This is a genomic window from Bradyrhizobium sp. ORS 278, from assembly GCF_000026145.1.
Taxonomy (GTDB): domain Bacteria; phylum Pseudomonadota; class Alphaproteobacteria; order Rhizobiales; family Xanthobacteraceae; genus Bradyrhizobium.
On sequence record NC_009445.1, the window covers coordinates 1,037,261 to 1,051,660 of the forward strand.

Sequence of the window (14,400 nt, forward strand, 5' to 3'; positions counted from 1 at the left end):
GTCAGTAGCCCAGATAGGATTTGCGGACGTTCTCGTCGTTCGCGATGTCGGATGCCGCGCCCGACATGACGATGCGACCGGTCTCGATCACATAGGCCTGGTCGGCGAGCTCGAGTGCGAGCTGCGCGTTCTGCTCGACGACAAGGATCGAGACCTTCTCATCCCGATTGATCTTGCCGAGAATGCCGAAGAGATCGCGCACCACCAGCGGTGCAAGGCCGAACGACGGTTCGTCGAGCAGCATCAGCCGGGGACGCAGCATCAGCGCCCGCGCCACAGCGAGCATCTGCTGCTCGCCGCCCGACAGCGTGCCGGCCTGCTGGGTATGACGTTCCTTCAGCTTCGGGAAGTAGGAGTACATCCGCTCGATGTCGGCGACGATAGCCGCCTTGTCGCTGCGGGTGATGGCGCCGAGTTGCAGGTTTTCCTCCACCGTCATGTTGGTGAAGGTGCCGCGGCCCTGCGGGACGTGGGCGATGCCGAAGCGGACGATGCTCTCGGTCGACTTGTTGTTGAGCGGCTTGCCCTCGAACTCGATCGCACCGGTCGAGCGCACCATGTTGCAGATCGCGCGCAAGGTCGTGGTCTTGCCGGCGCCGTTGGCGCCAAGCAAGGTCGTCAGCGAGCCCTCGTTGAGCGAGAAGGAGAGGCCGTGCAGGGCCTGGACCTGGCCGTAAAAGGCCCTGAGATCCTTGACGTTAAGAAGCGCCGTCATTGATCCTTGCTCCCGAGATAGGCCTTGATGACGTCGGGATTGGCCTGCACCTGGGCCGGCGTGCCCTCGGCGAGCTTGCGGCCGAAATTCAGCGCCACGACGTGGTTGGCGATCGACATCACGAGACCCATGTGATGCTCGACCAGCAGCACGGTGATGTGGCGGTCGTCGCGGATGCGGCGGATCAGGTCCCCGAGTACATAGACTTCCTCGTGATTGAGGCCGCCGGCAGGCTCGTCGAGCAACAGGATCTTCGGATCGGCGGCCAGCGCGCGCGCCAGTTCGACGCGCTTCTGGGTGCCGAACGGCAGGCCGGACACGGTCTTGTGCGCCACCTCCTCGAGATTGAGATAGGCCAGGATCTCGTGAACCTTGGTGTTCACGGCAGTCTCGCTGCGGCGGATCCAGGCCAGCCGCAGCGAATCCGAGATGATGTCGCTCGAGGTCCGCGCATGCGTGCCGACGCGGACGTTGTCGAGCACGGACAGGTTCGGGAACAACGCGACGTTCTGGAACGTGCGGCCGATGCCGATCTCGGCAATGCGGTGCGGCGGCCGGCTCAGGATGCTGCGGCCTTCCATCAGGATGTCGCCGGAGCTCGGCTGATAGAGGCGGCTGAGGCAATTGAACAGTGTGGTCTTGCCGGCGCCGTTCGGACCGATGAGGCCGAGGATCTGGCCCTTCTGCATGTCGAACGACACGCCGTTCAGCGCCACGATGCCGCCGAACACGACGCTGACATCGCGGACCGCGAGCAGCGGGTCGTTGGTCTGGGCGAGTTGTGCCTGCGTCATCTCGTCTCGCCCCTCCCGAAATCGTTCAGGTGAAGGCGCGGCGCCAGCCGACCGCGATGATGCAGGCTATCTGATACCCTCGGCAACACGGGCAACTTTTCCTCCTGGCTTCGGCTTTTTATTGAGGTCTTTGTGAGACGATTGGCTCGTCTGATTATTGGTCTGATTAGTTTGCGGCGCGAGTCCGCCAAGGCTGCTTCGATTTTTCTTACCATCGCGACGAGGCGAGGTCCAATGTCGGTCAGCAGACGCTCTTCCGTGAAGCGGAATGCGGGCGCGCCGCAATTGATCGCATAGGGACCCGTTCCATCGTTGAGCCTCAGCGCCGCGCCGACGGCGTGGACGTCGTCCTGCCATTCGCCGGCCGAGATGGTGAAGCCGTGCCTGGCGACGGTCTCGCCGGCGCGCTCGATGCCGTCGCGGATTTTCGGCCAGCGGTTGCCGTAATGCTCGCGCATCTCGCGCATCAGCGCGGTGCGTTCCTCCTCGGGCAACGCCCAAAGATAGGCCCGGCCCATGGCGGTGGTGGCGATCGGAATGCGTGAGCCGACGTCGAGTTCGACGTTGACGACACCGTGACGGCTCTGCCCGATATAGATCATGCTGAGCCGGTCGCGGCCGCCGATCGCCACCGCGCCGCCGGTCTCGCGCATCAACTGCTCGCGGAACGGTTCGGAGAGTTGGCGCACGCCGAGATTGGCGAGCGCGGCGTAGCCGAGCAGCAGGGCTGATGGCGCCAATTGATATTTCTCGAAACGAGGAACTGGGGTGAGATAACCAAGCTTGGTCAGCGTATAGGTCAGTCGCGACACCGTGGCCTTGGGCAGATTGGTGCGTGCCGCGATCTCCTGGTTGCCCAGCAGGCCGTCATTGGGCCGGAAAGCCCTGAGCACCTCGAGGCCGCGTGACAGCGCAACCACGAAGTTGCGATCGGTCGCGGGTTTCTTCCCTGGGCGTTTCATGTCATCGGCTGTTGATTGATGAGCCTCGTTGACAACGCTCGTGCTTCAAAATAACCCTGGCTGTCAAGATGTGGAATTACGTTTCGCACTGCGGAATTGATGTTCGGCAGCGGGTAGACGCAAGCAAGGCTGATACTCTGCGCAAATGAAGACCCAAGAATGGGCTGGTGCGTTAACCGGCCGCAAAGAAACGACATCCCAAGGAGCTTACGCGTGAGCGAAGTGGCAAAGCTTGATCGCCAAGACATCATCGGCATCGTCACCATCGACAGCCCGCCCGTCAATGCGCTGAGTGCCGCAGTTCGCGGCGGCATCCTCGACAACGTCAAGGCGGCGATCGACGATCCCGCGATCAAGGCCATCGTTCTGACCTGCGGCGGGCGGACCTTCATCGCCGGCGCCGATATCACCGAGTTCGGCAAGCCGCCGAATCCGCCCGCGCTCAACGATGTGCTGAGCACGATCGAGAACAGTCCGAAGCCGGTCATCGCTGCGATCCATGGGACCGCGCTCGGTGGTGGCCTCGAAGTCGCGCTCGCCTGCCACTACCGTGTTGCCACCAAGGACTCGAAGCTCGGACTGCCCGAGGTGAAGCTCGGTCTGCTGCCGGGTGCGGGCGGAACGCAGCGCCTGCCGCGCGCGGTCGGTCCGGAGCTCGCGGTCAAGATGATCGTCGGCGGTGATCCGATCGGCGCGGCGGAAGCGCACAAGTCCGGCCTGATCGAGGAGATCGTCGAGGGACCGGCGTCGGGCGGCGTGGAATTCGCGCGCAAGGTGGTGGCGGAGAACCGTCCGCTGCGCAAGCTGCGCGATGACGATTCGAAGATTGCCGCCGCCAAGGCCGATCGCTCGATCTTCACCAATGCGGTGGCTGCGATCACCAAGAAGTCGCGTGGCCTCGAAGCACCGTTCGCGGCGGCTGACGCGGTCGGCTATGCGATCGATCTGCCGTTCGACGAGGGGCTCAAGCGCGAGCGCGAGGGCTTCCTCAAGCTGCTGACCAGCGATCAGTCGAAGGCGCAGCGCTATGCGTTCTTCGCCGAGCGCGAGGCTGCCAAGATCGCCGGCGTGCCGGAGGGAACGAAGGGCCGCAAGATCGAGCGCGTCGCCATCATCGGCGCCGGCACCATGGGCGGCGGCATCGCGATGTCGTTTGCCAATGCCGGTATTCCAGTCACGCTGATCGAGACTGCGGAAGAGCAGCTCAAGCGCGGCATGGGGATCATGCAGAAGAACTGGGAAGCGACCGCGGCGCGCGGCGGCATCCCGGCGGATGCCCCGGCGAAGCGCATGGCGCTGATCGACGGCAAGGTCGGCCTGGAGAACGTCAAGGACGCCGACCTCGTCATCGAGGCGGTGTTCGAGACCATGGCCGTGAAGAAGGAAGTGTTCGGCAAGCTCGACCAATACGCCAAGCCGGGCGCGGTGCTCGCCTCCAACACGTCGTATCTCAACATCGACGCCATCGCCGCCGAGACCAGCCGTCCGCAGGACGTGCTCGGCATGCACTTCTTCTCGCCCGCCAACGTCATGAAGCTGTGCGAGATCGTGCGCGCCGAGAAGACTGCGCCGGATGCGCTGGTCACTGCGGTGTCGATCGCCCGCAAGATCGCCAAGGTGCCGGCGGTGGTCGGCGTCTGCGACGGCTTCGTCGGCAACCGCATGCTGGCGCAGCGCGGCAAGCAGGCCGAGAAGCTGCTGTTCGAAGGCGCGCTGCCGCAGCAGGTCGATGCCGTCGTCACCAAGTTCGGCATGCCGATGGGTCCGTTCGCGATGGGTGATCTCGCCGGCCTCGACATTGGCTGGCGCTCGCGCAAGGACCGGGGCATCAAGAGCGAGATCGCGGACGCGCTGTGCGAGGCCGGCCGCTTCGGCCAGAAGACCGGCAAGGGCTACTACAAATACGAGGCCGGCTCGCGCGCGCCGCTGCCCGATCCGGACGTCGAGAAGCTGATCGACGAGACGCTCGCCAAGCTCGGCCTCAAGCGCCGCAACGTGAGCGACGAGGAGATCCTCGAGCGCATGATGTATCCGATGATCAACGAGGGCGCGAAGATCCTCGCTGAAGGCATCGCCGCGCGTCCGTCTGATATCGATGTGGTCTGGTTGTACGGCTACGGCTGGCCGATCTATCGCGGCGGACCGATGTACTGGGCCGACAGCGTCGGCCTGAAGCAGATCGCTGAGCGGCTGTCCTACTACGCGAAGGAGACCAATGATCCCTCGCTGGAGCCGGCGCCGCTGCTGAAGCGGCTCGCCGACGAAGGCAAGACGTTCGCCTCGCTGGCCCAGGGGAAGGCCGCTTGAGGCGGCTCGACGGCCGCTCCGCGCATCGGTCTACTCCCCTCCCCCTTGCGGGGAGAGGTCGGGGGTGGGGGTCCCCACAGGCGGTCTCGCCCGGAGCACCCCCCCTCCCTGACCCTCCCCCACAAGGGGGGAGGGAACGGAAGCAGCGGGGCTGTCTTACGCGAACGGAAGTCGAACTTGCATGACCCATCCCGGCGAACAGTTCTATCCCGAAGGCGTCCGCTGGGACGCGCCGCTCGCGCAAGGTACATTGCCGGATCTGCTGGCGAAGTCCGTCAGCGATTTCGGCGATCGCGCCGCGCTGGAATTCCGCGACCGGCCGATCACCTTCAATCGGCTCTCTGAGCTTGTCGATCAGGCCGCCGCAGCGTTCCTGCGCGCGGGCTACGGCAAGGGCGCCTCGATCGCGCTGTTTCTCGGCAACTCGCCGGATCATCCGATCAACTTTTTCGGCGCGCTCAAGGCCGGCGCCCGCGTCGTGCATCTGTCGCCGCTCGATGGCGAGATCGCGCTGTCGCACAAGCTCAGCGATTCCGGCGCGCGCATCCTGGTGACGTCGAATCTGTCGGCGCTGCTGCCGATGGCACTGAAGTTCCTGGCGAAGGGTCTGCTCGACCGCCTGATCGTCTGCGAGGACGATGATTGGGGCAAGGTCGGCACGCCGCAGACGCCGCTGCCGGACAGTCCGGCGGTGATCACCCACCGTGCCTTCGTCGATGGCGCCGTGCCGCCCGCGGCGTGGCCCACGATCTCGCCCGATGACATCGCGCTGCTGCAATACACCGGCGGCACCACCGGACTGCCCAAGGGCGCGATGCTGACGCATGGCAACCTCACCTCCGCCGTCTCGATCATCGAGATCTGGAGCCGCGCCACCCGGACCCAGCATGACGGCGGCGACCGCGTCATCTGCGTGCTGCCGCTTTTCCATATTTATGCGCTCACGGTCGTGCTGCTGACGGCGCTGCGCATTGGCAGCCTGGTGTCGCTGCATCAGCGCTTCGACGTCGAGGCGGTCATGCGCGACATCGAGGTGAAGCGCGCGACTTACTTTCCGGGCGTGCCGACGATGTGGATCGCGATCGCCAATCTGCCGGATCTCGACAAGCGCGATCTGTCGTCGCTGACCAGCGTCGGTTCTGGCGGCGCGCCGCTGCCCGTCGAGGTCGCGCGCATCCTGGAACGCCGCGTCGGCATGAAGCTGAAGAGCGGCTGGGGCATGACCGAGACCTGCTCGCCCGGCACCAGCCATCCGAAGGAGGGGCCGGACAAGCCGGGCTCGATCGGCATCGCGCTGCCCGGCATCGAGATGGACGTCGTGTCGCTCGAAGATCCATCGAAGGTGCTCAGCATCAACGAGGTCGGCGAGATCCGCGTCAAGGGACCGAACGTCACCAGGGGCTATTGGAACAGGCCCGAGGAATCGGCGCAGTCGTTCGTCGGCGATCATTTCCTGACCGGCGACATCGGCTATGTCGATGCCGACGGCTTCTACTTCCTGGTCGATCGCAAGAAGGACATGATCATCTCCGGCGGCTTCAACGTCTATCCGCAGATGATCGAGCAGGCGATCTACACTCATCCTGCGGTGCAGGAGGTGATCGTGATCGGCATCCCCGACGCCTATCGCGGCGAGGCCGCCAAGGCCTTCATCAAGCTGCGCGATGGCTTTGCGCCGTTCCCGGTCGAGGAGCTGCGTGACTTCCTCACCGGCAAGCTCGGCAAGCATGAGCTGCCGGCGGCGGTCGAGTTCGTCGACGAGCTGCCGCGCACGCCGGTCGGCAAATTGTCGCGTCACGAATTACGCCAGCAGCAATCATCAACATCTCACAGCAAACAATCGTAACACCAACAGGAGGTCGCCCATGACCGATGCCGTCATCGTTTCCACCGCCCGCACGCCGATCGGCAAGGCCTATCGCGGCGCGCTCAACGCCACCGGCGGCGCGACGCTGCTCGGCCACGCCATCGGCGAAGCCGTCAAGCGCGCCAAGATCGATCCGGCCGAGGTCGAGGACGTCGTGATGGGCGCGGCCCTGCAGCAGGGCTCGACCGGCGGCAACATCGCACGCAAGGCGCTGTTGCGCGCCGGCCTGCCGGTGTCGGTCGGCGGCACCACCATCGACCGGCAATGCGCTTCGGGTCTGCAGGCGATCGCGCTCGCGGCGCGCTCGGTGATCTTCGACGGCGTCGAGATCGCGGTCGGCGGCGGCGGCGAGTCGATCTCGCTGGTCCAGAACGACAAGATGAACAGCTTTCAGGCCACCGATGCGGCGCTGCTTGAGATCAAGGGCGACGTCTACATGCCGATGATCGACACCGCCGAGGTGGTCGCCAAGCGCTACGGCATCTCGCGCGAGAAGCAGGACGAATATGCGCTGGAGAGCCAGCGCCGCACCGCGGCCGCGCAGCAGGGCGGCAAGTTCAACGAGGAACTGGCGCCGATCTCGACCAAGATGGCGGTGACAGACAAGGCGACCGGCAACATCTCGTTCAAGGACATCACGCTGTCGCAAGATGAGGGCCCGCGCCCGGAGACCACCGCCGAAGGTCTCGCCGGCCTCAAGGCCGTGCGCGGCGACGGCTTCACCATCACCGCCGGCAATGCCAGCCAGCTGTCGGACGGCGCCTCGGCCTCGGTGATCATGAGCGACAAGGAAGCCGCCAAGCGCGGCCTGCAGCCGCTCGGCATCTTCCGCGGCTTCGTCGCGCATGGCTGCGAGCCGGACGAGATGGGCATCGGCCCGGTGTTCGCGGTGCCGCGCCTGCTGAAGCGCCACGGCCTCACCGTCGACGACATCGGCCTGTGGGAGCTCAACGAGGCCTTCGCAGTGCAAGTGTTGTATTGCCGCGACAAGCTCGGCATCGACCCCGACAAGATCAACGTCAATGGCGGCGCCATCTCGGTCGGCCATCCCTACGGCATGTCGGGCGCGCGCCTCACCGGCCACGCCCTGATCGAGGGCCGCCGCCGCAAGGCCAAATACGCCGTCGTCACCATGTGCGTCGGCGGCGGCATGGGCGCCGCCGGCCTATTCGAGGTGCTGCAATAACAAAGACAGCTGTCGTCCCGGGCGAAGCTCGCGCGGGATTTCAAACAATTGTCGTCCCCGGGCCAAGGTCGCGCGGGATTCAAAACAGGTGTCGTCCCGGACAAGCCTGCAAGCGCTACAGCGCTTGCAGGCGCAGATCCGGGACCCATACCGCGTGATGTCGCTTGTGGCACGATGGCCGACGCCTTCCGTCCCAACGTCCGCCGGTGGTTATGGGTCCCGGCTTTCGCCGGGACGACGTCGGAGCGAGACGAACTAACAGGACCATACGACACACGGGAGCGATCCAATGGATCTTGCATTCACGAGGGAAGAGCAGGCGTTCCGCGAGGAAGTTCGGCAGTTCTTCAGGGACAACGTGCCGCCGGAAACGCGCCGGAAAATGGTCGAGGGCCGGCATCTGTCGAAGGACGAGATGGTGACCTGGTGGCGCATCCTCAACAAGAAGGGCTGGGGCGTCTCGCATTGGCCGAAGGAATATGGCGGCACCGGCTGGACCTCGGTGCAGCACTACATCTTCAATGAGGAGCTGCAGGCCTATCCGGCGCCGCAGCCGCTCGCCTTCGGCGTCAGCATGGTCGGCCCGGTCATCTACACCTTCGGCAATGAGGAGCAGAAGAAGAAGTACCTGCCGCGCATCGCCAATGTCGACGATTGGTGGTGCCAGGGCTTCTCCGAGCCGGGCTCGGGCTCCGACCTCGCCTCGCTGAAGACCAAGGCCGAGCGCCGCGGCGACAAGTGGATCATCAACGGCCAGAAGACCTGGACGACGCTCGCCCAGCACGCCGACATGATCTTCTGCCTGTGCCGCACCGATCCCTCCGCCAAGAAGCAGATGGGCATCTCCTTCATCGTCTTCAGCATGAAGTCGAAGGGCGTCACGGTGCGTCCTATCCAGACCATCGACGGCGGCCACGAGGTCAACGAGGTGTTCTTCGACGACGTCGAGGTGCCGATCGAGAACCTGATCGGCGAGGAGAACAAGGGCTGGGACTACGCAAAATTCCTGCTCGGCAATGAGCGCACCGGCATCGCCCGGGTCGGCGTCTCCAAGGAGCGCATCCGCCGCATCAAGGAGCTCGCCGCCAAGGTCGAATCCGGCGGCCGTCCCGTGCTGGAGGATCCGTCGTTCCGCGAGAAGCTGACGGCCTGCGAGGTCGAGCTGAAGGCGCTGGAGCTGACGCAGCTGCGCGTCGTCGCCGACGAGGGCAAGCACGGCAAGGGTAAGCCCAATCCCGCGTCCTCGGTGCTGAAGATCAAGGGCTCCGAGATCCAGCAGACCACGACCGAGCTGCTGATGGAAGTGATCGGCCCGTTCGCCGCGCCCTACGACATCCATGGCGACGACGACAGCAACGAGACCATGGATTGGACCGCCCAGATCGCGCCGAGCTACTTCAACAACCGCAAGGTCTCGATCTACGGCGGCTCCAACGAGATTCAGCGCAACATCATCGCCAAGGCGGTGCTGGGGCTGTAGCAACATACACAGGTGTCGTCCCCCGCGCAGGCGGGGGACCCAGTACGCCGCGGCGGTCGTGATGAAGCACTGGCGCCGGTGATTACTGGATCCCCGCTTTCGCGGGGATGACGAGTGAATGAATGGCGACAACGGCGCCGACAACAAACGCACGCGTTCGAGAGAGCAACTCACATGGATTTTGATCTCACCGAGGAGCAGCGCCTCCTCAAGGACAGCATCGACGGCCTGCTGGCGGATGCTTACGACTTCGACAAGCGCAAGCTGTACATGAAGGAGAAGGGCGGCTGGAGCCGCGCGATCTGGTCCAAGCTCGCAGAGCAGGGCCTGCTCGGCCTGCCGTTCTCCGAGGAGGACGGCGGCTTCGGCGCCGGCGGCGTCGAGACCATGATCGTGATGGAGGCGATGGGCCGCGCGCTGGTGCTCGAGCCGTATCTCGCGACCGTGGTGCTGTCGGGCGGCTTCCTCCGTCACGGCGGCTCGGCGGCGCAGAAGGAAGCGCATCTGCCCGGCATCATCGACGGCAGCAAGACTTTTGCGTTTGCACAGCTCGAGAAGCAGTCGCGCTATGACCTGTTCGATGTCGCGACGTCAGCCAAGAAGAAGGGCGACGGCTATGTCATCGACGGCGAGAAGTTCGTCGTGCTCAACGGCGAGAACGCCGACACCCTGATCGTGACCGCGCGCACGTCAGGCGGCCAGCGCGACAAGTCGGGCATCGGCGTGTTCATCGTGCCGGCGGACGCGAAGGGCGTCACCCGCAAGGGCTATCCGACCCAGGACGGCCTGCACGCCGCCGACGTCACCTTCACCGGCGTCGAGGTCGGCGCTGACGCTGCGATCGGCGACCCCGCCAACGGCCTGCCGCTGATCGAGCGCGTCGTCGACGAGGCCCGCATCGCGCTGTGCGCCGAGGCCGTCGGGCTGATGGACGAGTCTCTCAAGACCACGGTCGAGTACATCAAGACGCGCAAGCAGTTCGGCGTCGCGATCGGCTCGTTCCAGTCGTTGCAGCACCGGGCGTCCGACATGTTCGTGGCGCTGGAGCAGGCCCGCTCGATGTCGATGTTCGCCACCATGGCCGCCGAGTTCGACGACGCCAAGGAGCGCGCCACCTCGATCGCCGCGGCCAAAGTGCAGATCGGCAAATCGGCCAAGTTCGTCGGCCAGCAGTCGATCCAGCTCCACGGCGGCATCGGCATGACCATGGAGGCCAGGATCGGCCACTACTTCAAGCGCCTGACCATGATCGAGAGCAGCTTCGGCGACACCGACTACCACACCCGCCGCGTCAGCGAAGCGGGCGGGTTGATCTAGCTCACAAGTGACCCCGTCATTGCGAGGAGCGAAGCGCTTCGCTCGCAATGACGGCAGTGCAGGTTTCGTAGCCCGGATGAGCGCAGCGATATCCGGGTTCATCGCCAGAGCTCGTGAGACCCCGGATGTCGCTACGCTCATCCGGGCTACGTTGTCGGTGCGGAGCAATCATCATGACCCCCAACCCCTTCAATCTCGCCGGCCAGGTCGCCGTGATCACCGGCTCCAGCCGCGGCATCGGCCGGGCGTCGGCGGAGTTGCTCGCGCAACTCGGCGCCAAGGTCGTGATCTCCAGCCGCAAGGTCGACGTCTGCGAGGAGGTCGCCGCCGGCATACGCGCCAATGGCGGCGACGCCCATGTCATCCCCTGCAACATCTCGCGCCGGTCCGAGGTCGACGCGCTGATCGACGGCGCGGTGAAGCACTACGGCCAGGTCGACATCCTCGTCTGCAACGCCGCGGTGAACCCTTACTATGGTCCGCTGCTCGACATCACCGACGAGGCCTTCGACAAGATCATGGCCTCCAACGTGAAGAGCAACCTGTGGCTCTGCGCCAAGGCGATCCCGCCGATGGCCGCGCGCGGCAAAGGCTCGGTCGTCATCGTCTCCTCGATCGGCGGCCTGCGCGGCTCCACCGTGATCGGCGCCTATGGCATTTCCAAAGCAGCCGACTTTTCGCTGTGCCGCAGCCTCGCCGGCGAATGGGGCCCGCAAGGCGTGCGCGTCAACTGCGTCGCGCCCGGCCTGGTCAAGACCGACTTCGCCCGCGCGCTGTGGGAGGACGAAGCCCGCCTGAAGCAGCGCTGCGCAACGACACCGCTCCGCCGCATCGGCGAACCGCACGAGATCGCCGGCGCGGTGGCGTATCTGGCGTCGGATGCGTCCACCTTCATGACGGGCCAGACGATCGTGGTCGATGGCGGTGTGACGACGGCGGCGGTGTAGTCTCTCTCCGCACGACGGCTGCACCCTCTCCCCTTGTGGGAGAGGGTGGCTTCGATGCAAAGCATCGAAGCCGGGTGAGGGGTCTCTTTCCTCATACTCACAGCGTGATCGTGGCACGAACCCCTCACCCGAGCGACCGCGTGGCTGCCGTCAGCGTAGCCCTCTCCCACAAGGGGAGAGGGCGCAGTCATGCGCAGCGGTGCCGAGTCTGGCGGGCAGCTTAGGTGAAGCGGCGCACCTTGCGCACCCTCCAACCACCTTGACCTTCCCCCGCCAATCCGCTTGCTTGTCGGCCCAACGTCAACCTTCCGGGAAGAAGCCCCATGTCCTTCGTGCTGGCCATCGATCAGGGCACCACGTCCTCGCGCGCGATGGTGTTCCGCTCCGACATCTCGATCGCCGCGGTGGCGCAGCAGGAATTCCCGCAGCATTTCCCGGCCTCGGGCTGGGTCGAGCACGAGCCGGAGGACATCTGGACCTCGACCGTGATGACCTGCCGCGACGCGCTGGAGAAGGCGGGGCTCGCGGCCAAGGACATCGCCGCGATCGGCATCACCAATCAGCGCGAGACCACCGTGGTGTGGGACCGCGCCACCGGACAGGCGGTGCATCGCGCCATCGTCTGGCAGGACCGCCGCACCGCCGATATCTGCGCGAAGCTCAAGGCCGAGGGCCACGAGCCCGACGTCAGCGCCCGGACCGGCCTGATCATCGATCCCTATTTCTCCGGCACCAAGGTCGCCTGGATCCTCGACCATGTGCCCGGCGCGCGCGAGCGCGCCGAGCGCGGCGAGCTCCTGTTCGGCACCGTCGACTGCTATCTGCTGTGGCGGCTGACCGGCGGCCGCGTGCACGCGACCGACGCCACCAACGCCTCGCGCACCCTGCTGTTCAACATCCACACCGGCCAGTGGGACGACACGCTGCTGAAGCTGCTGCGCGTGCCGCGTTCGATGCTGCCCGAGGTGAAGGATTCCTCCGCCGATTTCGGCACCACCACGCCCGATTTGTTCGGCGGCCCGATCAAGGTGGCGGGCATCGCCGGCGACCAGCAGGCGGCGACGATCGGCCAGGCCTGCTTCACGCCGGGCATGATGAAGTCGACCTACGGCACCGGCTGCTTCGCGCTGCTCAACACCGGCGCGACGCCGGTGAAGTCGAACAACAAGCTGCTGACGACCATCGCCTATCAGCTCAACGGTATCAGAACCTACGCGCTCGAAGGCTCGATCTTCGTCGCCGGCTCCGCGGTGCAGTGGCTGCGCGACGGGCTCGGAATCATCAAGCACGCCGCCGAGACCGGCCCGCTTGCCGATAAATCCGATTCGATGCAGTCGGTCTATCTGGTGCCGGCCTTCGTCGGCCTGGGCGCACCCTATTGGAATCCGCGCGTGCGCGGCGCGCTGTTCGGCCTCACCCGCAACACCGGCCCTGCCGAGCTCGCCCATGCGACGCTCGAAAGCGTCTGCTACCAGACCTACGACCTCTGGGCGGCGATGCGCGCCGACTGGCCGGATGCGTCGGCCGCGACCATCGTGCTGCGCGTCGACGGCGGCATGACGGCGTCGGACTGGACCATGCAGCGCCTCGCCGATCTGCTCGACGCGCCGGTCGACCGCCCGATGATCCAGGAGACGACGGCGCTCGGCGCCGCCTATCTCGCCGGCCTGAATGCGGGCGTCTATCCGGAGCCGGAGAAATTCGCCGACAATTGGCGCCTCGAGCACCGCTTCAGGCCGGCGATGAGCGCGGCCACGCGGCAGCGCAAGCTCGCGGGCTGGGCGCGCGCGGTGAAGGGCGTGCTGGCAAGCGACGAAGGCGAGTAGGGCACGGCGCCCGCAGCGTCGGTCAGCTCGCGAAGGCGGCCAGGTCGGCATTGATCTGCGCCATATGGGTCACGAACAATCCGTGCGGTCCGCCAGGATAGACCTTCAGCTCGGCGCCCTTGATGCCTTTCGCCGTCGGCCGGCCCGTGGTGTCGAGCGGTGCCGAGACGTCGCTGTCGCCATGCAGGATCAGCACGGGACGATCGATCTTCGGCAGAACCGGCCGCAGATCGGTCGCGATCAGCGCACGGTTGGTGGCGACCGCCACCTGGATCGGCATCTGCCGCATCATCCCCGCGACCCAGTCCATCATCTGCGGCGAGGTGTCCTTGGTGAAGAACGGTAGCTTGTTGTCCTCGATCCATTTCGGAAAGTCGCTCTGCCATGCCGCCCAGCACTGCTCGAAATAGGCCCGGGGCGCGCCGAGCGCATTGTCCGCGGTCTGCAACGGAAATGGAGTGGTCGGCCCGAGCATCGCGATCCGCGCAATGCGCGCGGTGCCGTGGCGGGCGATGTAGTTGAGGATCTCGTTGCAACCCATGGACATGCCGACCAGCGCGACATCGTTCAGATCCAGTTGCGCGATCACCTCGGCGATGTCGTCCGCGAGCCGATCGAGACCATAGCCGTCGCCCGGGACCTCGCTGCGCCCATGGCCGCGGCGGTCGAAGGCGATGCAGCGCAGCCCGCGCCGGCTGAGATCCGAGATCTGATAGGTCCACATCGCGCTCGTCAACGACCAGGCATGCACGAACAGCACCGGCCTGCCGCTGCCCCACTCCTCATGATGGAGCGTCACGCCGTCGCTGCAGCGAATCCGGGGGCGCGGCACGGCCGTTGCCGCGGCTCGCGCGCCGGTCGTGGCCAGGGCCGCAGTCGCTGCAGTCAGCAGCACATCTCGTCGTTGCATGGGCATCGCTCCTGATGTTGAATGTGCGCCGAGCATGCGCGCTGGGCTGCGGCGATCCAATTACGTCGGGAGTAAGCGCGCCTGTCGAT

General features: G+C 65.7%; 10 protein-coding genes and 1 pseudogene. 7 read left to right on the forward strand and 4 right to left on the reverse strand.

Annotation, left to right across the window (positions count from 1 at the left end; genetic code table 11):
• Position 1: 1 nt before the first annotated feature.
• From BRADO_RS04555 to BRADO_RS04565, 3 genes and pseudogenes are all read right to left on the reverse strand, one after another.
• The gene (locus tag BRADO_RS04555) at positions 2–715 is read right to left on the reverse strand and encodes an ABC transporter ATP-binding protein (RefSeq protein WP_011924144.1); all 714 of its coding nucleotides are present in this window, start codon (positions 713–715) and stop codon (positions 2–4) included.
• The gene (locus BRADO_RS04560) at positions 712–1,509 is read right to left on the reverse strand and encodes an ABC transporter ATP-binding protein (RefSeq protein WP_011924145.1); all 798 of its coding nucleotides are present in this window, start codon (positions 1,507–1,509) and stop codon (positions 712–714) included. The genes BRADO_RS04555 and BRADO_RS04560 overlap by 4 nt, the downstream gene beginning before the upstream one ends.
• A gap of 66 nt (positions 1,510–1,575) precedes the next feature.
• A pseudogene (locus tag BRADO_RS04565) lies at positions 1,576–2,471 on the reverse strand (IclR family transcriptional regulator).
• 213 nt (positions 2,472–2,684) lie between these two features.
• On the opposite strand from BRADO_RS04565, the gene BRADO_RS04570 reads away from it, so the two are divergent.
• The 7 genes from BRADO_RS04570 to glpK all read left to right on the forward strand — a co-directional run bounded on the left by BRADO_RS04570 (position 2,685) and on the right by glpK (position 13,401).
• Positions 2,685–4,778, forward strand: a complete 2,094-nt coding sequence (locus BRADO_RS04570) for a 3-hydroxyacyl-CoA dehydrogenase NAD-binding domain-containing protein (protein ID WP_011924147.1) — start codon at positions 2,685–2,687, stop codon at positions 4,776–4,778.
• Between the two features lie 181 nt (positions 4,779–4,959).
• Positions 4,960–6,624 carry a dicarboxylate--CoA ligase PimA gene (pimA, locus tag BRADO_RS04575; protein ID WP_011924148.1) on the forward strand — a complete coding sequence of 555 codons (1,665 nt, stop codon included), beginning with the start codon at positions 4,960–4,962 and terminating at the stop codon, positions 6,622–6,624.
• Positions 6,625–6,643: 19 nt separating this feature from the next.
• Positions 6,644–7,831: an acetyl-CoA C-acyltransferase gene (locus tag BRADO_RS04580; RefSeq protein WP_011924149.1), complete on the forward strand. Its 1,188-nt coding sequence runs from the start codon at positions 6,644–6,646 to the stop codon at positions 7,829–7,831.
• A 289-nt stretch (positions 7,832–8,120) separates the two neighbouring features.
• Entirely contained in the window at positions 8,121–9,311 is a 1,191-nt protein-coding gene (gene pimC, locus BRADO_RS04585) for a pimeloyl-CoA dehydrogenase large subunit (protein ID WP_011924150.1), read from the forward strand.
• Between the two features lie 174 nt (positions 9,312–9,485).
• Positions 9,486–10,628 (forward strand): pimeloyl-CoA dehydrogenase small subunit, encoded by a 1,143-nt coding sequence (pimD, locus tag BRADO_RS04590; RefSeq protein WP_011924151.1) that lies wholly within the window; start codon positions 9,486–9,488, stop codon positions 10,626–10,628.
• Between the two features lie 173 nt (positions 10,629–10,801).
• Positions 10,802–11,575, forward strand: coding sequence for an SDR family NAD(P)-dependent oxidoreductase (locus BRADO_RS04595; RefSeq protein WP_011924152.1), 774 nt, complete (start codon positions 10,802–10,804; stop codon positions 11,573–11,575).
• 323 nt (positions 11,576–11,898) lie between these two features.
• Positions 11,899–13,401 (forward strand): glycerol kinase GlpK, encoded by a 1,503-nt coding sequence (gene glpK, locus BRADO_RS04600; protein ID WP_011924153.1) that lies wholly within the window; start codon positions 11,899–11,901, stop codon positions 13,399–13,401.
• 22 nt (positions 13,402–13,423) lie between these two features.
• Here the strand turns inward: glpK and BRADO_RS04605 are convergent, their stop codons facing one another.
• Positions 13,424–14,311: an alpha/beta fold hydrolase gene (locus BRADO_RS04605; protein ID WP_050780951.1), complete on the reverse strand. Its 888-nt coding sequence runs from the start codon at positions 14,309–14,311 to the stop codon at positions 13,424–13,426.
• Between the last annotated feature and the right edge of the window lie 89 nt (positions 14,312–14,400).

Coding starts and splice junctions, on each gene's coding strand:
- pimC (WP_011924150.1), top strand. CDS start 8,121: ATGGATCTTGCATTCACGAGGGAAGAGCAGGCGTTCCGCGAGGAAGTT.
- BRADO_RS04560 (WP_011924145.1), bottom strand. CDS start 1,509: ATGACGCAGGCACAACTCGCCCAGACCAACGACCCGCTGCTCGCGGTC.
- BRADO_RS04605 (WP_050780951.1), bottom strand. CDS start 14,311: ATGCAACGACGAGATGTGCTGCTGACTGCAGCGACTGCGGCCCTGGCC.
- glpK (WP_011924153.1), top strand. CDS start 11,899: ATGTCCTTCGTGCTGGCCATCGATCAGGGCACCACGTCCTCGCGCGCG.
- BRADO_RS04595 (WP_011924152.1), top strand. CDS start 10,802: ATGACCCCCAACCCCTTCAATCTCGCCGGCCAGGTCGCCGTGATCACC.
- pimA (WP_011924148.1), top strand. CDS start 4,960: ATGACCCATCCCGGCGAACAGTTCTATCCCGAAGGCGTCCGCTGGGAC.
- pimD (WP_011924151.1), top strand. CDS start 9,486: ATGGATTTTGATCTCACCGAGGAGCAGCGCCTCCTCAAGGACAGCATC.
- BRADO_RS04580 (WP_011924149.1), top strand. CDS start 6,644: ATGACCGATGCCGTCATCGTTTCCACCGCCCGCACGCCGATCGGCAAG.
- BRADO_RS04555 (WP_011924144.1), bottom strand. CDS start 715: ATGACGGCGCTTCTTAACGTCAAGGATCTCAGGGCCTTTTACGGCCAG.